The sequence below is a fragment of the Candidatus Hydrogenedentota bacterium genome (genome assembly GCA_019637335.1).
In the GTDB taxonomy this organism is placed as follows: domain Bacteria; phylum Hydrogenedentota; class Hydrogenedentia; order Hydrogenedentales; family JAEUWI01; genus JAEUWI01.
The window spans coordinates 1-18,823 of sequence record JAHBVV010000020.1 but is presented as its reverse complement, the minus strand read 5'-3'; the positions used below and the strand labels follow the sequence as shown (position 1 = coordinate 18,823).

Annotated in this window: 14 protein-coding genes; 3 read left to right on the top strand and 11 right to left on the bottom strand. The window is 66.9% G+C overall.

Translation table 11 applies throughout. From position 1 onward, the window contains the following. Window positions 1-8 precede the first annotated feature (8 nt). The 8 genes from KF886_18570 to KF886_18535 form a co-directional block, all read right to left on the bottom strand. A complete protein-coding gene (locus tag KF886_18570; protein ID MBX3179365.1) occupies window positions 9-263 on the bottom strand; it encodes a hypothetical protein in 255 nt (84 codons plus the stop codon). After that, window positions 247-813 (bottom strand): RNA polymerase sigma factor, encoded by a 567-nt coding sequence (locus KF886_18565; protein MBX3179364.1) that lies wholly within the window; start codon window positions 811-813, stop codon window positions 247-249. Before KF886_18565 ends, KF886_18570 begins: the two co-directional genes overlap by 17 nt. A gap of 348 nt (window positions 814-1,161) precedes the next feature. Next, window positions 1,162-2,943, bottom strand: coding sequence for a GAF domain-containing protein (locus KF886_18560; GenBank protein MBX3179363.1), 1,782 nt, complete (start codon window positions 2,941-2,943; stop codon window positions 1,162-1,164). Window positions 2,944-2,959: 16 nt separating this feature from the next. Further along, on the bottom strand, window positions 2,960-3,832 hold the full coding sequence (locus KF886_18555) for an HDOD domain-containing protein (GenBank protein MBX3179362.1): 873 nt from the start codon (window positions 3,830-3,832) through the stop codon (window positions 2,960-2,962). A 171-nt stretch (window positions 3,833-4,003) separates the two neighbouring features. Then, on the bottom strand, window positions 4,004-4,591 hold the full coding sequence (locus KF886_18550) for an NUDIX hydrolase (GenBank protein MBX3179361.1): 588 nt from the start codon (window positions 4,589-4,591) through the stop codon (window positions 4,004-4,006). A gap of 42 nt (window positions 4,592-4,633) precedes the next feature. Further along, window positions 4,634-7,750, bottom strand: coding sequence for an ATP-binding protein (locus KF886_18545; GenBank protein ID MBX3179360.1), 3,117 nt, complete (start codon window positions 7,748-7,750; stop codon window positions 4,634-4,636). A gap of 55 nt (window positions 7,751-7,805) precedes the next feature. Continuing rightward, on the bottom strand, window positions 7,806-10,628 hold the full coding sequence (locus tag KF886_18540; protein ID MBX3179359.1) for an FAD-binding protein: 2,823 nt from the start codon (window positions 10,626-10,628) through the stop codon (window positions 7,806-7,808). A 111-nt stretch (window positions 10,629-10,739) separates the two neighbouring features. Next, on the bottom strand, window positions 10,740-12,359 hold the full coding sequence (locus KF886_18535) for an alanine:cation symporter family protein (GenBank protein ID MBX3179358.1): 1,620 nt from the start codon (window positions 12,357-12,359) through the stop codon (window positions 10,740-10,742). Window positions 12,360-12,760: 401 nt separating this feature from the next. On the opposite strand from KF886_18535, the gene KF886_18530 reads away from it, so the two are divergent. Then, on the top strand, window positions 12,761-12,955 hold the full coding sequence (locus KF886_18530; GenBank protein MBX3179357.1) for a hypothetical protein: 195 nt from the start codon (window positions 12,761-12,763) through the stop codon (window positions 12,953-12,955). 58 nt (window positions 12,956-13,013) lie between these two features. Here the strand turns inward: KF886_18530 and KF886_18525 are convergent, their stop codons facing one another. Both KF886_18525 and KF886_18520 read right to left on the bottom strand, forming a co-directional pair. Continuing rightward, window positions 13,014-13,793, bottom strand: a complete 780-nt coding sequence (locus KF886_18525; GenBank protein ID MBX3179356.1) for a ComF family protein — start codon at window positions 13,791-13,793, stop codon at window positions 13,014-13,016. After that, window positions 13,786-15,105 (bottom strand): HDOD domain-containing protein, encoded by a 1,320-nt coding sequence (locus KF886_18520; GenBank protein MBX3179355.1) that lies wholly within the window; start codon window positions 15,103-15,105, stop codon window positions 13,786-13,788. The genes KF886_18525 and KF886_18520 overlap by 8 nt, the downstream gene beginning before the upstream one ends. A 522-nt stretch (window positions 15,106-15,627) precedes the next feature. On the opposite strand from KF886_18520, the gene KF886_18515 reads away from it, so the two are divergent. Continuing rightward, window positions 15,628-16,155 carry an ankyrin repeat domain-containing protein gene (locus tag KF886_18515; GenBank protein MBX3179354.1) on the top strand — a complete coding sequence of 176 codons (528 nt, stop codon included), beginning with the start codon at window positions 15,628-15,630 and terminating at the stop codon, window positions 16,153-16,155. Window positions 16,156-16,159: 4 nt separating this feature from the next. Here KF886_18515 and KF886_18510 read toward each other — a convergent pair whose 3' ends face one another. Continuing rightward, the gene (locus KF886_18510) at window positions 16,160-17,824 is read right to left on the bottom strand and encodes a carboxypeptidase regulatory-like domain-containing protein (protein ID MBX3179353.1); all 1,665 of its coding nucleotides are present in this window, start codon (window positions 17,822-17,824) and stop codon (window positions 16,160-16,162) included. 400 nt (window positions 17,825-18,224) lie between these two features. Between KF886_18510 and KF886_18505 the strand changes: the two genes are divergently transcribed. After that, window positions 18,225-18,823, top strand: a 599-nt coding sequence (locus KF886_18505) for a PTS sugar transporter subunit IIA (protein MBX3179352.1), incomplete at its 3' end; no start/stop codon positions are given.

Sequence of the window (18,823 nt, the reverse complement as noted above, 5' to 3'; positions counted from 1 at the left end):
CGCCCCACTCATGGCATGGCCCCGTAGGCGGCGTGGAAGACCGCCTCCAGCGGGTCCGGCCCGGCGAGCAGGGCGGGCGCGCACACCAGGAGCACCGCCGCGGCCGCGGCCAGGGCGCCGGAGAGCAGCCAGGCCTGCACGCGTTCATCGCGCCGCTGTATTCGGAAGGCATCCGCGAGCGCCGGGCCAAAGGCCACGGGCGGCGCGCCCTCCTGGCGGGCCAGCCGCGCCAGGGCGTCGAGCCGGTCAAGAGGTTCGTTCATAGCCGTGTTCCTCCAGCAGCGTTTTCATCCGTTGTCGCGCGCGCATATTGCATACCTTCACCTTGCTGGCCGACCAGCCAGTGCGGTCCGCGATTTCGCTCACGCCGCATTCCTCCAGGTAAAAAAGCGTCAACACCAGGCGCTGGTCGGGCGGCAAGAGCGCCAACAGCGCGTGGAGCTGCTCCGCCGCCTCGACCGGTGTCTCCGGGTTTGCCGGTGCGGCCGTGGTGTGCTGTTCCGCCTCATAGGCGCGCCGGCGTTCGAGATCGCGGGCCTGGCGTTTCCAGAAGCGGTATCCCGTGTGCGTGGCGATGCGCCGGATCCAGTGCGGGAACGGGGCTTCTCCCCGAAATTCGCGCAGGTTGCGGAAGGCGCTGATCCAGACGTCCTGCGCGAGGTCCTGGTGAATCACCGGGTCCCGGGTGAAGCGCCACATCTGGCGGGCCACATCGGCGGCGTAACGCTCGTACAGCCTGCGGGCCGCGGCCTCGTCGCCGTTCGCGGCCAGCGGGATGTCTCGCGCGTCCTCTGTCGATAGCGGGCCGTTCAAGCCATATCCGCTCCTGCATGTTGCGCAATCTCACCCAAGAAGATACACGAGACGGGAAGTTGGTTACAGTGGTTTGGGGATTGGCAGCGGGGCATGTTGTCGGGGTATCGGGTTTTCACGCTGGGGCCGTGCGTCATGGGAGCGGCGCCGTACGCATTCCCACGGGGGACCATGGGAGCGCGAGGAGGAACGTGGCACAGGTCCATGACGCGCCGGAGGCGGGCGTCCGGCCTGTCCCATGCGCCGCAAGGCGCAGCAGGATCGCGGACATTTCCGCCACGGCGGACCTTCGGCCCGTCCACGGCATAGGAAGCCCGAATCCGGACGGAAGCGCGCCGCCCCACGGGCCTACCGGCGGCGGGCGGTAAGCGCCTCGCGCACCACTTCGGCCATGGTCGCGATCAGGTAGGGCTTTTGCAGAAACGCCGTCGGCGTAGACTCCGGCGGCCAGCCGTTCGAACCGGGCGGGGCCATGCCCGAGGAGTAGATGATCGGCAGGGAGGGCGTGGCCGCGCGAAGCGCCCGAAGAACCGCCTCGCCGCCCATGTCCGGCATATTGAGATCGAGGATCACGAGGTCGATCTCGCTGGCGTGCGCCTCGTATGCCGCAATGGCCCCCCGCCCGTTCTCGGCCGTGAGCGCGCGGTAGCCCAGACGCCGCAAAATTGCGGCCCCCATGCTTCGCACCAGCGGTTCGTCGTCCACCAGAAGCACACAGGCCGACGCCGCCGACGCCTGCTCCGCCGGGGCGGCGGGCCCGCGCTCGGGAGGCGGCACAGGCAGGTAGATGTTCACCGTGGTCCCCTGGCCGGGGGTGCTGTGCACGTCGAGCCAGCCCTGGTGGTACCGGACGATGCGGTACACCGTGGAAAGCCCCAGGCCCGCCCCCTTGCCGGGGGGCTTGGTGCTGTAGAACGGTTCGTACATCCGCGCCTGAACGTCCGGCGTCATGCCCTTCCCATTGTCCTTCACGTATAGGCGCACAAATTCCCCGTCGACCGCGTTCCCCCAGGGGCCCGGCGTGGTGGTATCCAGGCGCACGCCCTCGGCGCCCAGGCGTATGTGACGCGGGCCCGGGGACAGCCGCTCCTCCAGGCCATCGCGCGCGTTCATGCCCAGATTGATCAGGGCCTGAACCAGCTGGCCGCGGTCGCCGCGCACCCGCGGAAGCGACGGCGGCGCATTGGTCTCGATCGTGATGGAGGCGCCGGCGGAATAGTGCAATATCGCCGCCGCCTCTTCGATGAGCGGGGACGTGTCGATCAGTTCCCGGCCTTCCCGCGAGACGCCCGCCCGGCTGAACTTGAGGATCTGCTCGACTAGCTCCCGGCCGCGAATGCTCGCCCGGCGCGCGCGCGCGATGAGATCGCGCGTTTCCGCGCCCGCATCCGCGACTAGCGCCAGATCGAGGTTCCCGGCGACGCCGCTCAGCAGGTCGTGGAGGTCGTGCACGACATTCGCGGCGAGTTGCCCGAGCATGTGTTGGCGCTGCACGTGCAGCAGCTTTCCGGCGGTTTCCACGGGCGGCGCGGGAGCGGCGGGGCCGGCCTCCCCGCCGCGCATCAGCGCGCCGAGAATCCCGCCGATACGGCGCGCCGCCACATGCATGGCGTGTTCGCGATCCCGATCAAAAAACGCCGGCTGCCCGTGACTGACGTTCAGCACGCCGAGGACGGCGCCCCGGTAGTGCAGCGGGAAGCACATCAGCGATCGCACCCGCACCGGGCTGTGGGGAAGGCTGAGGAAATCCGGGTGGGCCGCCGTGTCGTCGATGCGGACATGCGCCCCGGTGGCGGCGACGCGCCCCGCCACGCCCTCGCCCAGCGCGAATCGCTTCCCGTGCCAGATATCCGATCCGATCGCGAAACCCTGGGTTGAATAGCGGGTTGCGACGGACCGCAACTCGAGATAGGCGCCTTCGGCGTCGAGCAGCATCACCGACGCGTATTCGGCCAGGCCGCTCAGGGTTATGAGGCCCACAATCCGCGTGCACCCCTCGTCAAAGGCCATCGCCTCCTCGGAAAGATCCTCCAGCTGCCGCAACAGGCTGATGTCGCACAGCAACGCCTCATAGCGCTCGTGCGACCGCACCAGCGTCTCCTGGCTCCCTGCCTGCGTCATATCTGACATCGCGCTCTACCCCCGTTCACGTTTGCTGGAATAAGCCCAGCAGGGTGCGGGCGTCGTCGAGCATGATCGACAACGTATCCACAATCCCCGCGATCTCTCCCGCTTCCAGGCCGAGCATTTCGATGCGTTCACCCGAGAGCGCGCCATCAAGCGGCTCGCCCGCGCGGCCAAAGCCCGCCGCCCGCGCCATGTCGCCCGCCACCGAGACGATCATCACTTCGCGCTGGTAGGGCCCACGGTAACCAAGCGGCGCGTGCTGGTTCCGAACCGAGGCGACGATCACCGCCGGGAAGCCCCACTGGTGCATCAGCCAGCCGCCCACTTCCGCGTGATCGGTCTGGAGAATGCGCTGCTCCATGGCCCGCAGGCTCACGCGATCAAGCGCCGCCTGCTGGATCACCTCGTCGTACTCGCCCTGCAGGTTGATCGAAAGCACGATCTTGCCCAGGCCGTGCAGCAGCCCCGCCGTAAAACACGCCTCCGGCATCGAGATGTGATCCGTGCTGAACGCGAGCAGCTGGGCCGCCTTCGCGCTCCCCAGCGAATGGAGCCAGAAGTCTTCCCGCTCAAAGCACGGCTGCGAGACCTGCTGAAGCGAATCAAAGACCGCGGTGGCCAGGGCCAATTGCTTCACGGCCTCAAACCCAACCGTCACGACAGCGCGTTGAATCGTATCGATCTGAAAGCGCGCCCCGTAGAATGCGGAGTTCGCCAGGCGCAGGATCCGCGCGGTGATTACCGGGTCCGAAGCCAATACGGCGGTGATGTCCTCGGCGGAGGAGGCCTCGTCATCCAAAACATCGAGGATTCGCGTCAGCACCTCGGGAAGGGTGGGCAACTGGCCACGCGTCTGAATCCGCCGAAGCGCATTGCTTTGTGTCAGTGTCATTCGCTGCTGATCCCTGCAACCCCTCGCGCACACTTCCTGAAACCCACGACTCCACCGGTCTCAGAGCGAGATCCAGTAAAGAGACTATACCGCAATTTTCCACGATTCGCCACTATTCGCGCGGAATCTTCCGCATTCGATTGGGCGGATGTGTCCGGGCCTGTGAAATTGTCACTTTTCACCAGCGATATCCGCAGCAATGGCGCCGGTGTCGCGTCCGGATCCGTCTTTGGAGGCTATCCAGGCGTCGTAAAGCGCGAGCAGCTCGCGATGCACGCTGAACGCCAGTTCGGGCCGGTCCCGGCGGGAGAAAAAAGAAAGCGCCATCGCGTCCGTATCCGGGCGCATGCCCTCTTCGCCGTCCCAGCTTTCCACGATATACCCCAGCACCATAATCGCGCCGGAGACGGGGCTTTGCCGCGTACTCACTCCCAGCAGACGTACGCGGGAGGCGCGCAGGTTGGTTTCCTCGCGCAGTTCCCGCAGGGCGGCTTCCTCCGGGGTCTCACCCAGTTCAATGAAGCCGCCGGGCAATGTCCAGCCGCCCTTGCAGGGCTCGACGGAACGCTGGGCGAAGAGCAGATCACCGTTGGGGCGCGCCACGAAGCAACAGGCGGCGGGAATGGGATTGCGGTAGTAGAAACGGCGACACCGCGGACAATGGGGGCGGTCGCTCTGCCCGTCGTGGGCGAAGAGCAGCGGCCGCCCGCACGTCCCGCAGTACTTCCATTCAAACGGTTCGGGCGCTTCGTAGGGCATGCCGCCATGCTAGCAGTTCAATCGAGGCGGTGCAACGCCAGTTCAGTCTTCGGCCACTTCCAGGGGCAGCCAGAGCACGGCGGTGGTCCCTTTTCCGAGTACGCTGTGGTACTCCACGCCGCCGCCGTGCTTCTTCATGGTGTCCTGCACGATGGAAACGCCCAGGCCCACGCCAAATCCTTTGGTGCTGTAGAGCGGCTCGAAAATCCGCGCCAGGCTTTCCTCCGTCATCCCCGCGCCGTTGTCCTTCACCACGATCTCGTGGCGCCCGTCCCGGCGGCGGCTCTTGATCCGCAAGCGCCGGTAGGGGTCGCCCCGCTCCTCCATGGCCTGGATTGCGTTGGTCACGATGTTCAAGACCGCGCGCCGGAGCCGTTCCGGGTCAACCTCGAGCGCCGCCCCGCTTTCGAAGGTGTACCTGCAATCGACGGCGTCGGGTATCTCCATTTCCTGGAGCACGCCTTCGAGCCAGGCGTCCATGTCAACCAGCTGGCGCTCGGGCGAGACCGTCCGGGTGAAATCCAGGAATTCCTCGATGATGCGATCGCAGCGGCGGATGCTGCGATCCGCCCGGGCGAGCGGCTCCGCCAGGTCCACCGGAAGATCCTGCACCTTGCGCCCGATGCTGAACAGCGTACTGCGCAGCGTGCCCAGCGGGTTGCGCAGTTCGTGGCTTACCGAAGCGGTGATCTTGCCCAGCAGGGCGAGACGTTCCTGCTGCACGAGGGCGCGCTGGGCCGCCTCCAGCTCCGCGGTTCGCCCCCGCACAAGATCCTCGAGCTGCTCGAAGTGTTCGTTGAGCCGTTGCTCGGCGACAAGGCGCTCGCGAATTTCCTTCATCAGCTGGCGGTTGGACTGGAGCAGGGCGGCGCGGGAGTGGCGCAGCGCCATGTTCGCGCGAACGCGCAGGCCAAACGCGAACAGCACCAGGGCCAGCAGGAGGCCCGCGGGTACGAGCACCCCCGGCTCCAGGTAAAGCGGCGGCGAAACGGCGAATTCGATGGCCGCCGGAGTCGGATCGATGTTGCGCGCGTCATCCGATGCCCGCGCCTCGATCCGGTAGGCGCCGGGGGCCAGCGCGGGCGTCACCACCGTGGAGCGCGCGCTGAAGGGGCTCCAGGGGCCTGGTGGCGAATCGCTGTCGAGGCCGATCAGGCGCCAGGAGTACAGGAGCGCGTGGGCCGGCGTCACCTGCCATCCATCGGCGGCGCTGAAAGTGAACACGCCGAATCCCCCGGCCGGCACTTCCAGGGTGGCCCCGACCACCTGCGTGTTGGGCGGCGTGGGGTCCGGGCGATACCGGTATACGCCCGACGTGCGCGACTGGATCCAGATCTGGCCGTCCGCGTCCTCGAACAGGCCCAGAATCGCGTCGCTGGGCAACCCGGTCTGCGCGCCGAAGTTGAGCCAGCGGCCGTCGCGGTAATTCCCGAGCCCGGATCGGCGATAGGCGATCCAGACGGTCCCATCCCGGGCTTCAAGCACATCGGACACGGAATGGTGTGCGAGGCCGTCCTGCTCCGTGTGGCTTCGAAACGTATCGCCGTCAAACACGTACACGCCGGCCCCGTACGTTCCCAGCCATAGACTTCCGTTTCGGGCCAGGCGAATGGCGTTGGCCGCGTCCCGCTCGGTGAATCCATCCGTGTCGCCGTAGAGCCGCACGCCGCCGCTGTCCCAACGCTCCAGCCCGCCCGCAACCCCGACAAAAACGACCCCCGGTTCGGGCTCCACCGCCGCATAGGCGGCGCGGCGGCGGTAGCCGTCGAAGTCAGGCCGGGGCGCCCAGGCCCCGCCGGCAAAGGCATGGACACCGGTGTCGTTCAAGACCCATGTCTCGCCCCCGGAGGTTTGAAAGATGCGCCGTTCGGTCCAGGGGCTGTTCTGGGGGGGCAGGGGCTCTTGAAGGAGGCGCGCGCCATCTTCAAGCGAGAACTTGTAGAGGTGCGAGCGGCCAAACGCCCAGAGGTGCGGTTCCGGCGCGCGCGTGTGGAAGCCCCCCAGAGTCTCGCCGGCGTCCAGCCGCAACACAGGTTCCCAGCCCCAGCCGTCGAAGCGGTTTACGCCGTTGGCGGCGTCGATCGCCAGCAGGAAGCCCGGATTCCGGGGATCGTGCGCCAGGGCAATGAGATCCTCACCCGCGTGCGACGCGGGAAAATGCTGCCACGTGCGCAGGGCGCCGCGCACGAGCCCTTCCTGCGTTCCGATCCAGAGCGCGCCGTCGGGCGAGACGTGTAGCACGTTGACGTACGGCTGCCCAACGGACTTTCCGAGGTCTACGGGCTCGAAGCCGTGTTGCCCGAGGAGAAACAGGCCCCTGCGCGTCCCGGCGTACACCTGGCCGTTCTCGTGCAGCAGCAGTTCCGTCAACAGGTCGGGCGCCCGGGCGACCACCGGCCAGGCGTCACCGTCCAGCGCGAAAAGGCGATAGCCGTACCAGTCCGCGGCCCAGCATTGGCCCGTATCGGACTCCGCCAGGTACAGGGCCCCCGAAGGGGCGGGGAGCGCGGCCAGCGCGCCATCTTCAATGGCGTAGGTTTCTCCCGCGCGCGTGGAGATCCATATGGCGCCGTCTCGGCGCTCCAGGAGGTCCGCGAGCCGGTTTTCGACGCCACTCGACGCCTCCATCACCGTGATCCAGCGTTCCGGCGCCGCGAGGGCCGCGTCCGCGCCATCCGACGCGCCGGGAAGCAACAAGACCTGGCCTTCGCGGGTTCCGAGAATGATATCGCCGCCAGCCGTGGCGTGAATCTGGTCCAGATTGTTCGAGGGCAGTCCAGGCAGCGAGGCCGTCGTGTAGGAATCAAGAATCCCGTTGCGGTACAACGAGAGGCCATCGGCGGTGGAAATCCAGACGGCGCCGTCGCGGCCAACGGCGACGCCGCGCGTCCAATTCCCCGCCAGCCCCGTCTGCTCGTTCAGCGCAAGCCATTCGGAAGCGCCTATCCGTGCGACACCGCTGCCCCACGTGGCGGCCCAGATGCGCCCCTCCGCGTCTTCGGCCAGGGCCCGGACTTCGGTCAGGGGCACGCCGTCGGGTGTGAGGAGGAATTGAAACTCCCACTGCTCCCGGGCCTGGGCGGCAAGCGCGGCCAACAGCAACGGCGCACACCACAGCGGGATCCGCCAGGGCGGGCGGTGCGGCCGGCAGTTGGGCATGCGTGCATCCCTCCTATTCCCCGGCCCGCGGCGCGCGCCGTCTGACAAACGCGCGCTACGGCAGAAACTGATCGAGCAACTCCGCCATATGCAGCGGCGTGCGTCCGGCCAGGTGTTCGATCTGGTGGCGGCAGCTCGTTCCGGAAGCGACCAGCAGCGTGTCCTCGTCCAGGGCCTTCACTTTCTCGATCAGCGGTTTGGCGACCGCAAGCGAGAGTGCGTACTTCGACTCCATATTGCCAAAAGCGCCCGCCATGCCGCAGCAACCGGTGTCGAGCATGGTAACGGAATTGCCCGGCACGGCGCGCGCCACCGAGGCCAGTTGGGCCTTGTCGGTCAGGGCCTTGGCGTGGCAGTGGCCGTGCACGGCGGTCCTGGCCTCGACCGCGGCAAAAGGAAGCGCGCCGGGATCGTTCTTGAGCAAGTTCGCGATGAAGGTCTCGAAGAGGACGCTGCGCCGCGCGAGTCTTTCGGCGCCGGCCAACCCCAGCTCCCGGTAGTCCTCGGCGAACATGGCGTAGCACGACGGCTCCAGGAAGATGATCGGCGCCTCGGCGTCGCCCGCAACGGCAATGTTCTTTTCACCGAAACGCGCCGCCACATCGAGCCGGCCCGTGCTGAAGGCGGGCCGGCCGCAGCAGGCGCGCCCCGTCAGAACGTTAACCGTATAACCCGCCGCCTCCAGCACGCGCACCGCGGCCTGGCCAATATTCGGCTCGTTGAAGCGCACAAAACAGTCGTCCCAGAGGTAGACCGTCCCCCGCTCGCCAAGCACGGACGGCCCGCGCCGCTTGTGGAACCACGCGTCGAAGCGCTCCCGCGCATAGGGCGGCAGCGGGCGCTCCATGGAAAAGCCGGCGAAGCGGTTGAGCAGCGCGCGCAACCACCGCCACTTGAGGGTCGCGTTCGCGAGGCCGGGCGCCAGGCTCGCGAGTTCGCCAAGCATGTCCACCCGGCTGACAAGGCGGGCGGAAAGAGGCACGCCATGCTTGCGGATGCGCGCGTAGAGCAACTCGGCCTTCAAGAGCGCCATATTCACGTTGGACGGGCACTCCACCGTGCAGGCCTTGCACGAGAGGCAGTTGCTCAGGGCGGCCTCCAGCGCGGGCGAAAGAAGCGGATCGGCGTCCGCGTCGAGCCGGCCCTCAAGCACAGCGCGAATGGTGTTCGCGCGGCCGCGCGTCGCCATGATGTCCTCGCCGGTCGCCACGAAGGTCGGGCACATGGTGGGCGCGGACTTCCGGCAGCCGCCGCAGCCATTGCACTGCTCCAGGTTGCCCACAAAGGACCCATCCTTCGCGGCGAACTGGAGCACGGGCTCGAAGGGCAGCTCGGTCATTTTCGAACCCGCGCCCTGGCGCAGATTCGTGTCGATGGCGTAGCGCCCGTCCGGAAAGACCTTACCCGGATTCATCACGCCCTGGGGATCGAAGTGCGCCTTGATGCGACCCATCAGGTCGAGGATTTCCGGGCCGATATGATCGTGCATGTATTCGGTGCGCGCGATGCCCACGCCATGTTCCGCGGCGAGCGAACCCTTGAACTGACGCGTCAGCGCCGACACCCCGTCGCACAGGCTCCGGAACTTCTGGATATCGCCCGCGCCGTGCAAGTCCACCACCGGCCGCACGTGCAAAAGCCCCGACGCCGCGTGGCCGTAGAATGATCCCCGCAGCCCGAGCGGCGCCATCAGCGATTGCAGGCCCGACACGTACTCCGGGAGCTTGTCCGGCGGCACCGCCACGTCCTCGATGCCGGCCGTGGGCTTCGCGTCGCCCTTGCACCCGGTCAGCAGCGAAAGGCCGGACTTGCGCAGGTTGAGGATGTGCGCCTGATCCGTCGCGTCGCGGCAGAGGCGCTTGCGCTTGCCGAGCTTGAGCTTTTCCAGGGCCGCCAGCTTCTCCTCCACGTGCTCGTAGAACTCCACCAGGAGAATCGATGTGCAGGGCTTCTCGTCCAGCTCCAGATAATCGCGCGCGGCCTTGAAGGCCAACTGCCCGCGGGTCTGGTCGAAGAGCACGTCGTCGATGTGCTCGATGGCGGCGGGCTGGAGCGAGAGCAGTTCGACGGTCGCCTGCATGGCCTCATTCACCGTGTCGAAGAAGATGAGGCCGATGCCCTTTTCCCCGGGCAGCGGAACCAGATCCAGCTCGGCGGAAAAAATGCCCGCCAGCGTGCCTTCGGAACCGCCAAAAACCTTGGCGAAGTTACCGCCCGCGCGGAGGTAACGGTCGATCCCGTAGCCGGGCCACCGCTTGATCACACCGGTGTGGAAGCGCGACTCGATCGCGCCCCGGTGCGATTCGATGAGCGCGTCCAGCTCGGGAAACTGCGGCCCGCCGCCCTTCAGGCCGATGGTCTCCACGCGCCCATCCGCGTACACCACATCCACGGACCGCACATGGTCAATCGTCGTGCCATAGAGCGGGGTGCGCGCGCCGGAGGAATTGTTGCCGATCATGCCGCCGATTGTGGCGCGCGAACTCGTGGCGACATCCGGGCCAAAGGCGAGGCCGTGGGGCGCGAGGTACGCGTTCAACTCGTCCAGCACCACGCCCGCGCCCGCGCGCACGGTCCGCGCTTCGATATTCAGGCCCGAGATGGTCTGGTTGTAGCGCGCGAAATCGACCACCACACCCTCGCCGATCGCGCCCCCGGCGAGGCCGGTGCCCGCGCCCCGGGGCGTAATGGGGACGCCGTCCTGCGCCAATGCGGCCAACAGGGTGGCGGCTTCGTCGATGGTGCGGGGCAGCGCGACGCCCTGCGGCACGATCTGGTAGATCGAGCCATCGGTGGCGTAGAGCTGGCGGCTGTGGTCGTCAAAACGCAGTTCGCAGGCCGTCGCCTGCCGGAGGGTGCGCTGGAGGGTCTTCTGCATGGGCGCCTTCGGATCGTGGTTGTGACATGGGTACGCCGGCGGCCGGTCCGGAATTACGGGCCAGGCCCTGCCCGCCAGCCTCCCATTGTACTACACGGCGCCCGCCGGATGTCACCAGCGCGGCTGAATTTCGCCCGATTTCAAGCGCGCGATGTAATCCCGCTTGAGCTGCCGGACCTTGCCGGACAGGAAGACCATACCGATGATGTTCGGGAAGGCCATCGACAAAAGCATCATGTCCGCGAAGTTCACCACGTTGGTCAGGCTCAGCATGGGGCCCAGGATGGCCACCAGCACATAGGCGATGCGGTACGGCCCGATGCCCTTCTTCCCGAAGAGGTACTCGGTGGCCCGCTCGCCGTAGTAGGACCACGAAATCAGCGTGGAATAGGCGAAAACGAACACGGCCAGCGCCAGAAACCACGTGAAATAGGGCGAAATCGTGCCGAACGCGTCCACCGTGATAGTCACGCCCGCGTTCTTGTCCGCCGCCCGTTCGTGCGCGCCGGTAATTAAGATGGCGAGCGCCGTCATCGTGCAGACCATGATCGTGTCGATAAACGGACCGAGCATCGCCACAAGCCCTTCGCGAACCGGCTCCCGGGTCTTCGCCGCCGCGTGCGCGATGGCGGCGGAGCCGAGGCCCGCCTCGTTGGAGAAGGCCGCCCGCTTCATCCCCTGGATGAGCACGCCCAGAAAGCCGCCAAAGGCCGCCTCGGGCGAGAAGGCCTGCACGACGATATCGCCGAGCATGGCCGGTACCAGGGTGTAGTTGGCCAGGACGATGTAGAGGCAAATGGCCATGTACCCGATGCACATCGCCGGCACGAGTTTGGACGTCACATCGCCGATCCGCTTGATCCCGCCGATGATCACCATGCCCACAAGCGTGGCGATGCCAATCCCGAAAAGGGGCTCGAAGATGGGGTAGGCTTCCAGGCCGAAGATCATCTCGGCCACGGCGTAGGTCTGGTTGGACTGGAACATGTTCCCACCGCCAAAAGACGCCATGATCGTCAGAACCGCGAAGACGGGGCTGAAAATCGCGCCCAGCCACGCCATCTGCGGCCAGTAGTCCTTCAGGCCCTTCTTCAGATAGACCATGGGCCCGCCCATGACATGGCCGTCGGCGTCCACCTCGCGGTACACCTGCGCGAGCGTGCACGACGAGAACTTCATGCTCATCCCGAAAAACGCCGTCAGCCACATCCAGAAGATCGCGCCCGGCCCGCCAAAACTGATCGCCACCGCCACGCCGGCGATATTCCCGAGCCCCACCGTGGCCGCCAGGGCCGAGGTAAGCGCCTTGAAGTGCGTAATCTCGCCGGGATCGTCCGGATCGTCGTAGCGCCCGCGCACCACGTCAATCGCGTGGCGAAATAGGCGCACATTGATGTACCGGTAGCGCGTGCTGAAGAAGATGCCCCCGAGCACCAGCACGACGATGATGAGCGGGACGCTCCCCGCCTCCATGTAGCCGTATCGCGGGACGTCGCTCCATGTGAGCACGCGGTGGATGCGCCACGGAAGCTCCAGGATGTCAAAGAAGAGCACCGGCGCGAAGACCCGGTCGACCATCAGGCCGAAATACTCGTCAATCTGTTGCTGCAAGTCGACACGCACCGGCGCGGCGCCGTTTTCCTGTGCGCCCGAGGGCAGGCATGCGCACAGCGCCAGGAGCGCGGGCAGAATCCAGCGAGTTATGGGCGGGCCAGGAAAGCAATGCGGCATCGTATGGGTTCCTTTTCGCGGGCAGCCAGAGGATCTTGCGGTTCAAACGGGCATCCTGTCGCGCCAGCACAAATTATTTGAGCACGATGGGCCCCGACGCCCGACATGGGTTATATCGCGCCCGCCTCCCCGGGATCAAGCCCCGGCCGGCCGCGCCCCCGCACCTCGGCGCACTCGCTCAACCGAGACTCGTCCTCGACCCCCTGTTCCAGCGGTCCGCCGCATGATTTCGGACTTTTTACAGTTGACACTTCGTGCATTCTATCCTATACTTTGAAACCAATGCCCGCTCGCGGTGGGAGCGGGTTGGCCCCATTCGGCTCCTGTGGCAATACGCGCCATTCATAGTGCCCTTATTTCAATCCGTTGTTCGCGTATTCCACACTTGGGAGGAATTGATTGTGGCCGTCTTCAAGTACAGCGCACTTGCCCTGGGCAAGGAAAGAGAGGACCACTACGAGCGGGGAACCGTCGTTGCCCGCGATCAGATGGACGCGTTGGACAAACTCCGGCGCGCGCGCCTCACGCAAATCCGCCTGAAGCAGATTCGCGGACTGAACGCCTTGTTCATGCAGTTCACGGCGGATGTTCGCTGATCCGCGGATCGCGCCGGGTATTTGAGGCTCCCCCGGGCGGGGGAGCCCGCGCCCGCCCTCAGCGCCACCGCCGCGCCAGGGCCACCGCCAGCACGTCGGCGCGAATCGCGCCCGCGCGGCGCACCGCTTTTCCGCATTCCTGAACCGTGCCGCCCGACGTGACAACATCGTCAATAAGCAGTATGGAACGGCCCGACATCCCCTCCCCCTCCACGGCGAAGGCGCCGCGCACGTTGTCCCGGCGCTCCTTTCCGGTAAGGGTGCTCTGGGTCCGGGTCGGTCGGATCCGCTTCAGATCCTCACACAGCCGCGCGCCGGGGAATGCGGGCAGCGCGAATTCGGCGAGGAGCGCGGACTGGTTAAAGCCGCGCTCGCGCAGCCGCACGCGGTGCAGGGGCACGGGCACGAGCAGGTCGTAGGCGCCGGTGTCGATGTATTCGGCGGCGAATTGTTGCAGCCAGAGGCCGAGCGGGCGCGCGAGGCGGTGCTTCCCGTGGAACTTGAAGTGCTTGATGGCCTCCGCCGCGACGCCTTCGTAAACCACCGCCCCGTAGATCCGGCCCACCCCCTCGGGAGGCCGCTCCCGGCAGCGGGCGCAGGGGAAATTCCTTCGCTGGCCGAGGCCCACCATGGCCTCGTGCGGGCGCCCGCAACGGGTGCAGAAGGGCGCTTCGACGCGGCGGGCAAGCTCCCAGCACGTGGGGCAGTAATAGCCGTTCTCCTCCGTCAGCAGACGCACGCGGCACGCCTGGCAGAAGATCGGGAAGCAGAGGTTCTTGAAGGCAAGCCACCACGGGCCCAGCGCGCCCCGGACGCGAGCCGCACGCGCCTCAGCCAAAGGTATCCTGCACCGCCGCCTCGTGGCGGGTCAGATACTCGTCGAGCATGGCCTCAGCGCTCTCCAGGTCGAGCCCCAGGATCTCGAGGCACGGCTTGTACTCGTCGAACAGGGTGGGGTTGTCTTCCAGATGCGTGCCCGACGCCTGAACCATGGCGTCGGCCAGGGCCACGATCGCCACGTGCTCCCGGGCCGAGGGCGCAAGTTCCGGCTCGTGGTGAAACCGGATGGCCTGAGCAATTTCCTCGGGCAGGTCCCAGTGGCGGGCCAGTTCGAACCCCGCTTCCACGTGGGTAAGGCCCACCATCTCGCGTTCGGCCGCCAGCAGCGCGCGGCCGGCGACGGTGTTCTCGATCCGCTTGCACTTCTCCGGGGCGACCTCCCAGAGCGCCGCGCGGCCTATATCGTGCAGCAGGCCGGCGGTGAATACGCCCGGGAGCTGGCGCCGCCCGCTGACCTTGGCCACGATCCGCGCGGCGCACGCCGAACAGACCGATTCCAGCCAGAAGGTGCGGTAGTCGAACTCTTCCATCTGGTTCACGAGCTCGACCACGGCGGCCGAAAGCACAACCGCGTAGGTTTCCTTCAGGCCCATCAGCGACACGGCCAGGGTCAGGTCGGTGATCTTGTGCGTGAAGCCGTAGGCGGCGGAGTTCGCCACGCTGAGCACTTTGGCGGCCACGGGCGGGTCCAGGGTGATGATATCCGTCACGCTGGAAATCGAGCTGTCGGGCGTGAGCATCGCCTCGCGGACGCGGTGGACCGTTTCCGGAAGCGCCGGCAACGTTTGAATCTGGCGGACCAGGTGGGCCATGTGCGCCAGCTTGATGGGCTGCGACAGGCCCGAAACCCGATCCGACGCGGGCTGGGCGCCGCTCCCGTTTCCGGGATAGTAGCGGTTGAGCACGCCTTCGACGTCAACGGGATCACACAACAGCACCTTGACCTTGTGCCCGGTTACCTGCTCAAGCTGCTTTTCGCCATCGGCGGAGATCGGCGCACACGCGGCGATCGTGAGCACGTCCCGGTACAGGTCCACGGGCACCGCGCGGTACGTGCGCGCCACGTCCCCCGGCACCTTGCCGAGCAGGTCCCCGTCGATTTCCAATTCCTTCAGGTCCGACGGCAACACGCCGGGATAGTTCATCAGAAAGTCCATGAAGGCGTTTGGCTCCACCGCGCCGAGCGAAAACAGGATGTCGATGAGTTCCGCGCCGGTCTCCTCCTGAATCTGCACCGCCGCGTCAAACTGCCCCTGCGAAATCAGACCGGCTTTCAGCAACAGCTTTCCGACCCGCTTCTTCATTGCCATCTTCCAGACTCCTGTCCTTACCAACACCCTGCGGACACCGGCGGATTGCCCTCCACCGGCTGCGCCGTGCGCGCCTTCCGATTAGGGCAGTATAGCGCATGGCGCCAACAAACTCGAATAAATCATTGACACGCGCCGGGGGCCACCCCCGAATAAAACTCCTTGAACAGCTGACCATGATTGCGTGGCCCGATCCCGCGCGCCGCGACGTTGACGCAACGGAGCGCATACTCTACAATCACGCGCAGCCGCGGAACGGGCAGTCCGATAAAAGCTACTCACACAAAACAAATTCTTTCGACGGGCAACCGCAATTTTGACAGATTTCCGGCAGGCCCGCGAAACCGCGGAATTCTTGTCGATTCCATAACCAATTAAAAACAAAGCACTTAGCAAGACACGCCACCAACCGCCTGGGGCAGCGCGGATTGGTACGGTTATTGCTTACAGTATGACGGAGCGACAACCCACCAATCGCCCCACAGGCTACCATCGATTCGACCGTACAGGAGCAGGCACGGCATGGAAAACCCGTGGATCTATACCATGGACCAATCCGGCGAGACGCCGGCCACACGCGCGCGCAAGAGCGGATACACCGTGTTGGCCGAAATGCTGCTCAGCCAGGAACGGGCCCGGCAGGACAAGGAAGTTCTCCGGTCCTCGTCGCCCCCCGTGGATGGCGAGGCCTATTGGGGTATGAGCCACACGGTGCGCCGGCTGGTATCGGACAAACCGACGCCGCGCGCGCCGGTTTCCGAGATCGACCTGCTGCTCCAGGAAGCGACGCGCGAGGGGGATGTCGCACGCGCCAAAGCCTTGATCGGTTCGGGCGCCCAGGTCAATGCGATTTCGGAGGAGGGCCTCACCCCGCTCCACTGGAGCGCCTTGAATGGGCGGGCGGACATCGCCGAACTCCTGCTCGAGCACGGCGCCGACATCAACGCGCGCGAAAGGTACACCGGCAAGCTCACGCCCATGGCGATCGCGCTGCTCATGGGATACGACGACCTCGTGGAGATCATGGCCGCCCGCGGCGGCGTCTGCTGATCCGCTACCGCCAGGGCGCCGCCCCCATCCGCAACAAGACCGCCTGAAGTCCCGACGGCCCGACCGACACCGGCCCGAACGCCGAGGAACTGGCGCTAAGCTTTCTCGCGACAATCCGGATCTGATCATCCGGATGCAGCCCGCCGATGTGAAAGCGCCCGCCGGCGTCCGCAGCGTGAACATACGGGCCGTCCGGCGCCCCGGCCACCTCAACCACGATGTTCGGATCCGCCACGGGGTTGCCCGCGTCGTCCAACACTTCCCCCGACACATATACCGCCGGCGCGGCCTCGAATACCGGTCCCGTGACCGTGCCGGACCCATCCACGTTCGCTTCGGCCACAGCCGAACTCCCCAGCGCAAAAATCTGATCCGGCCACCGCTCGGTCCAGATCGTATACGTTCCCGGGACCAACCCCCGAATATGGTAATACCCCCCCTGATCCGTGACCGCCTCCCGCGGCGCCCCGGCGGCGTCCCCGCCCCGGGCCAGGACGCGCACGCCGGGCACGCCGGCGCCCTGCGTGGAGTCGAGGACGCGCCCCCGGATTGCCCCCGCCGGGTACGCCAGTACCGGCGTCGGGGCTGGCGCCGTTTCCCGCGCGGCGGAGTCCGATGGGGCGCGCCCGGATGCCGGCGTCGCAACCGCCGTTCCGGTCAGCGGATCGATGCGCATGTTCCGCGACTCCGGCGTCGCCGGCACAAGGCCCGCGCGCTGGCCGGGCGCCACCGTCAGCGACGCGCTCGCGGTGTAGGTATCCGATATCAGGGACAGCGCATACGTCGCCGGACGAACATGATCCACCGTGAAGTGCCCGCTGCCGCTCGTCTGCACGGTGTACGTTTCGCCGGGCGGATCGGTCGCCCGAAGCGCCACCTTGACGTTCCCCAGCGGCCGCCCGTCCCCCTCGCGCAGCAGCTGCGCGAAAATGGTCTCGCCCGTGTCGAGGACGGCGGTGATCGGCTCGGCGCCTTCCGCGCGAACGGCACGGGGCGCGAGGCCCGGCGCGGCCACAAACAGATTCCACTCGCCCGGAGGCAGGTGGGGCAGGGTGAACGCGCCGTTCTCGTCGGTCCCGGCCTGTAGCGCGCGGTAGGGTTCGGCCACGCCCGCCCAGTCCCGCGCGCTCAGCGGCGTAACCGTGGCCCCGGCGACAGGCGCGCCGGCGCGATCCTTCACCGTACCGGCGCGCGGCGCGTTGGGCGAGAGCACGAGGATCGCCTCCGCAATGCCGCTCCCCTCCCCCACGTCTACCCGCGCAACCGCATGATCGCCGGCGCGGGTCGCAAGCACAAGAAAGGCCCCGGCTGGCAGCCCCGCGATCGCCGCCTGCCCGCGCGCATCCGCGGAAACCTCCCAGAAGTGGGGGTGGGGCGCGGGTGGAACCAAAACACTTGCCGCGGGCGGGATCGGGGTAATCCGCAATCGGGCGCCGGAGGCCCCCTGGCCGCTCGCATCGCGCACCAGACACCGCAACCGGCCGGGACCGAGATCCGGGTTCTTGAGCGGCTCCCGGTGGTACTCGCCACTCAGCAGCTGGCGCACCTGATCCCGGCGCAATGCGGTATCGGACACTTCGGGCGGCACGGCGGCCTGCCGCCCCACCAGATGCATCACCAGGAACAGAAGCACCAGCATGCTGCTGATGACAAATATCGGCCCACTCATGCGCATGGCGTCTTCCTTACCCGTGTGCCCGGCGGCGCGCGCCCCGACCCGGCCCCGGTTGTTTTCGGGGGAAACCGCCGCGCCTCCGCATACCTTACCCCGGCGGCGACGCGGGATCAAGCGAAGCAACGGGGCGGGGCAGGCGTCCGCCAATGGGCATGACGGCACGATCGGCCTCCCGCCGCGCGCCACGGGAAAACAATACGCGCCGAAATACGGATGCCACGGCGCGAATTGACGCCCCCGCGCGGGCCATCGGAATGCACGGGCGGTTCCGATCAACAATTTGACACCGATTCTTATTCCGATGTAAACTTTGTCGGGATGGGTTTAAAACCCGTTTCTGTTTTTCCCTTCCGGCAGACCGCTCCGTCGCGAACCTCCTGAAAGCGCCCCGCCCATGATCTACCTGCCTAAACTCGTGACACCGGACCTCGTGCGCGTGCATATCTCGGCGCCCGACAAGTGGGGGCTTCTCGAAACGCTCTCCACGCTGTTGTCCGCCGCGGCGCCCGCCGCCAATGGGCGCCTGCTGGACGCGGCCGCGATCCTGGCCGCCGTGCGCGCGCGCGAGGAGATCCGCACATCGGCCATAGGACACGGCTGCGCGCTGCCCCACGCGCGCATCGAGGGGCTTGCGGCGCCATGCGCCTGCCTGGCGACCCTTTCGCCCGCGCTCGATTTCGGCGCGCCCGACGGCGAGCCCGTTTCGATTGTATGCCTGCTGCTGGCGCCCGCGGAGGATCCCTCCACCACGCTCAAGGTCATGGCGGAAGTGGCGCTCCTCATGGCCGATCCCGCAACCCGGGCGGGGGTGGACGCGGCCCACAGCGAGGAAGCCCTGCTCGCGCTGCTGCGCGATCTGAACACGGGCGAGGAGCGGGCCCTGCGCGCGCGCAACATCATGCGCGCCCCCTACTACAGCATTTACCCCGACACGCCGCTGACGCGCGTGACCGATCTGCTTGCGGAATACAACCTCGAAGCGACCAGCGTGGT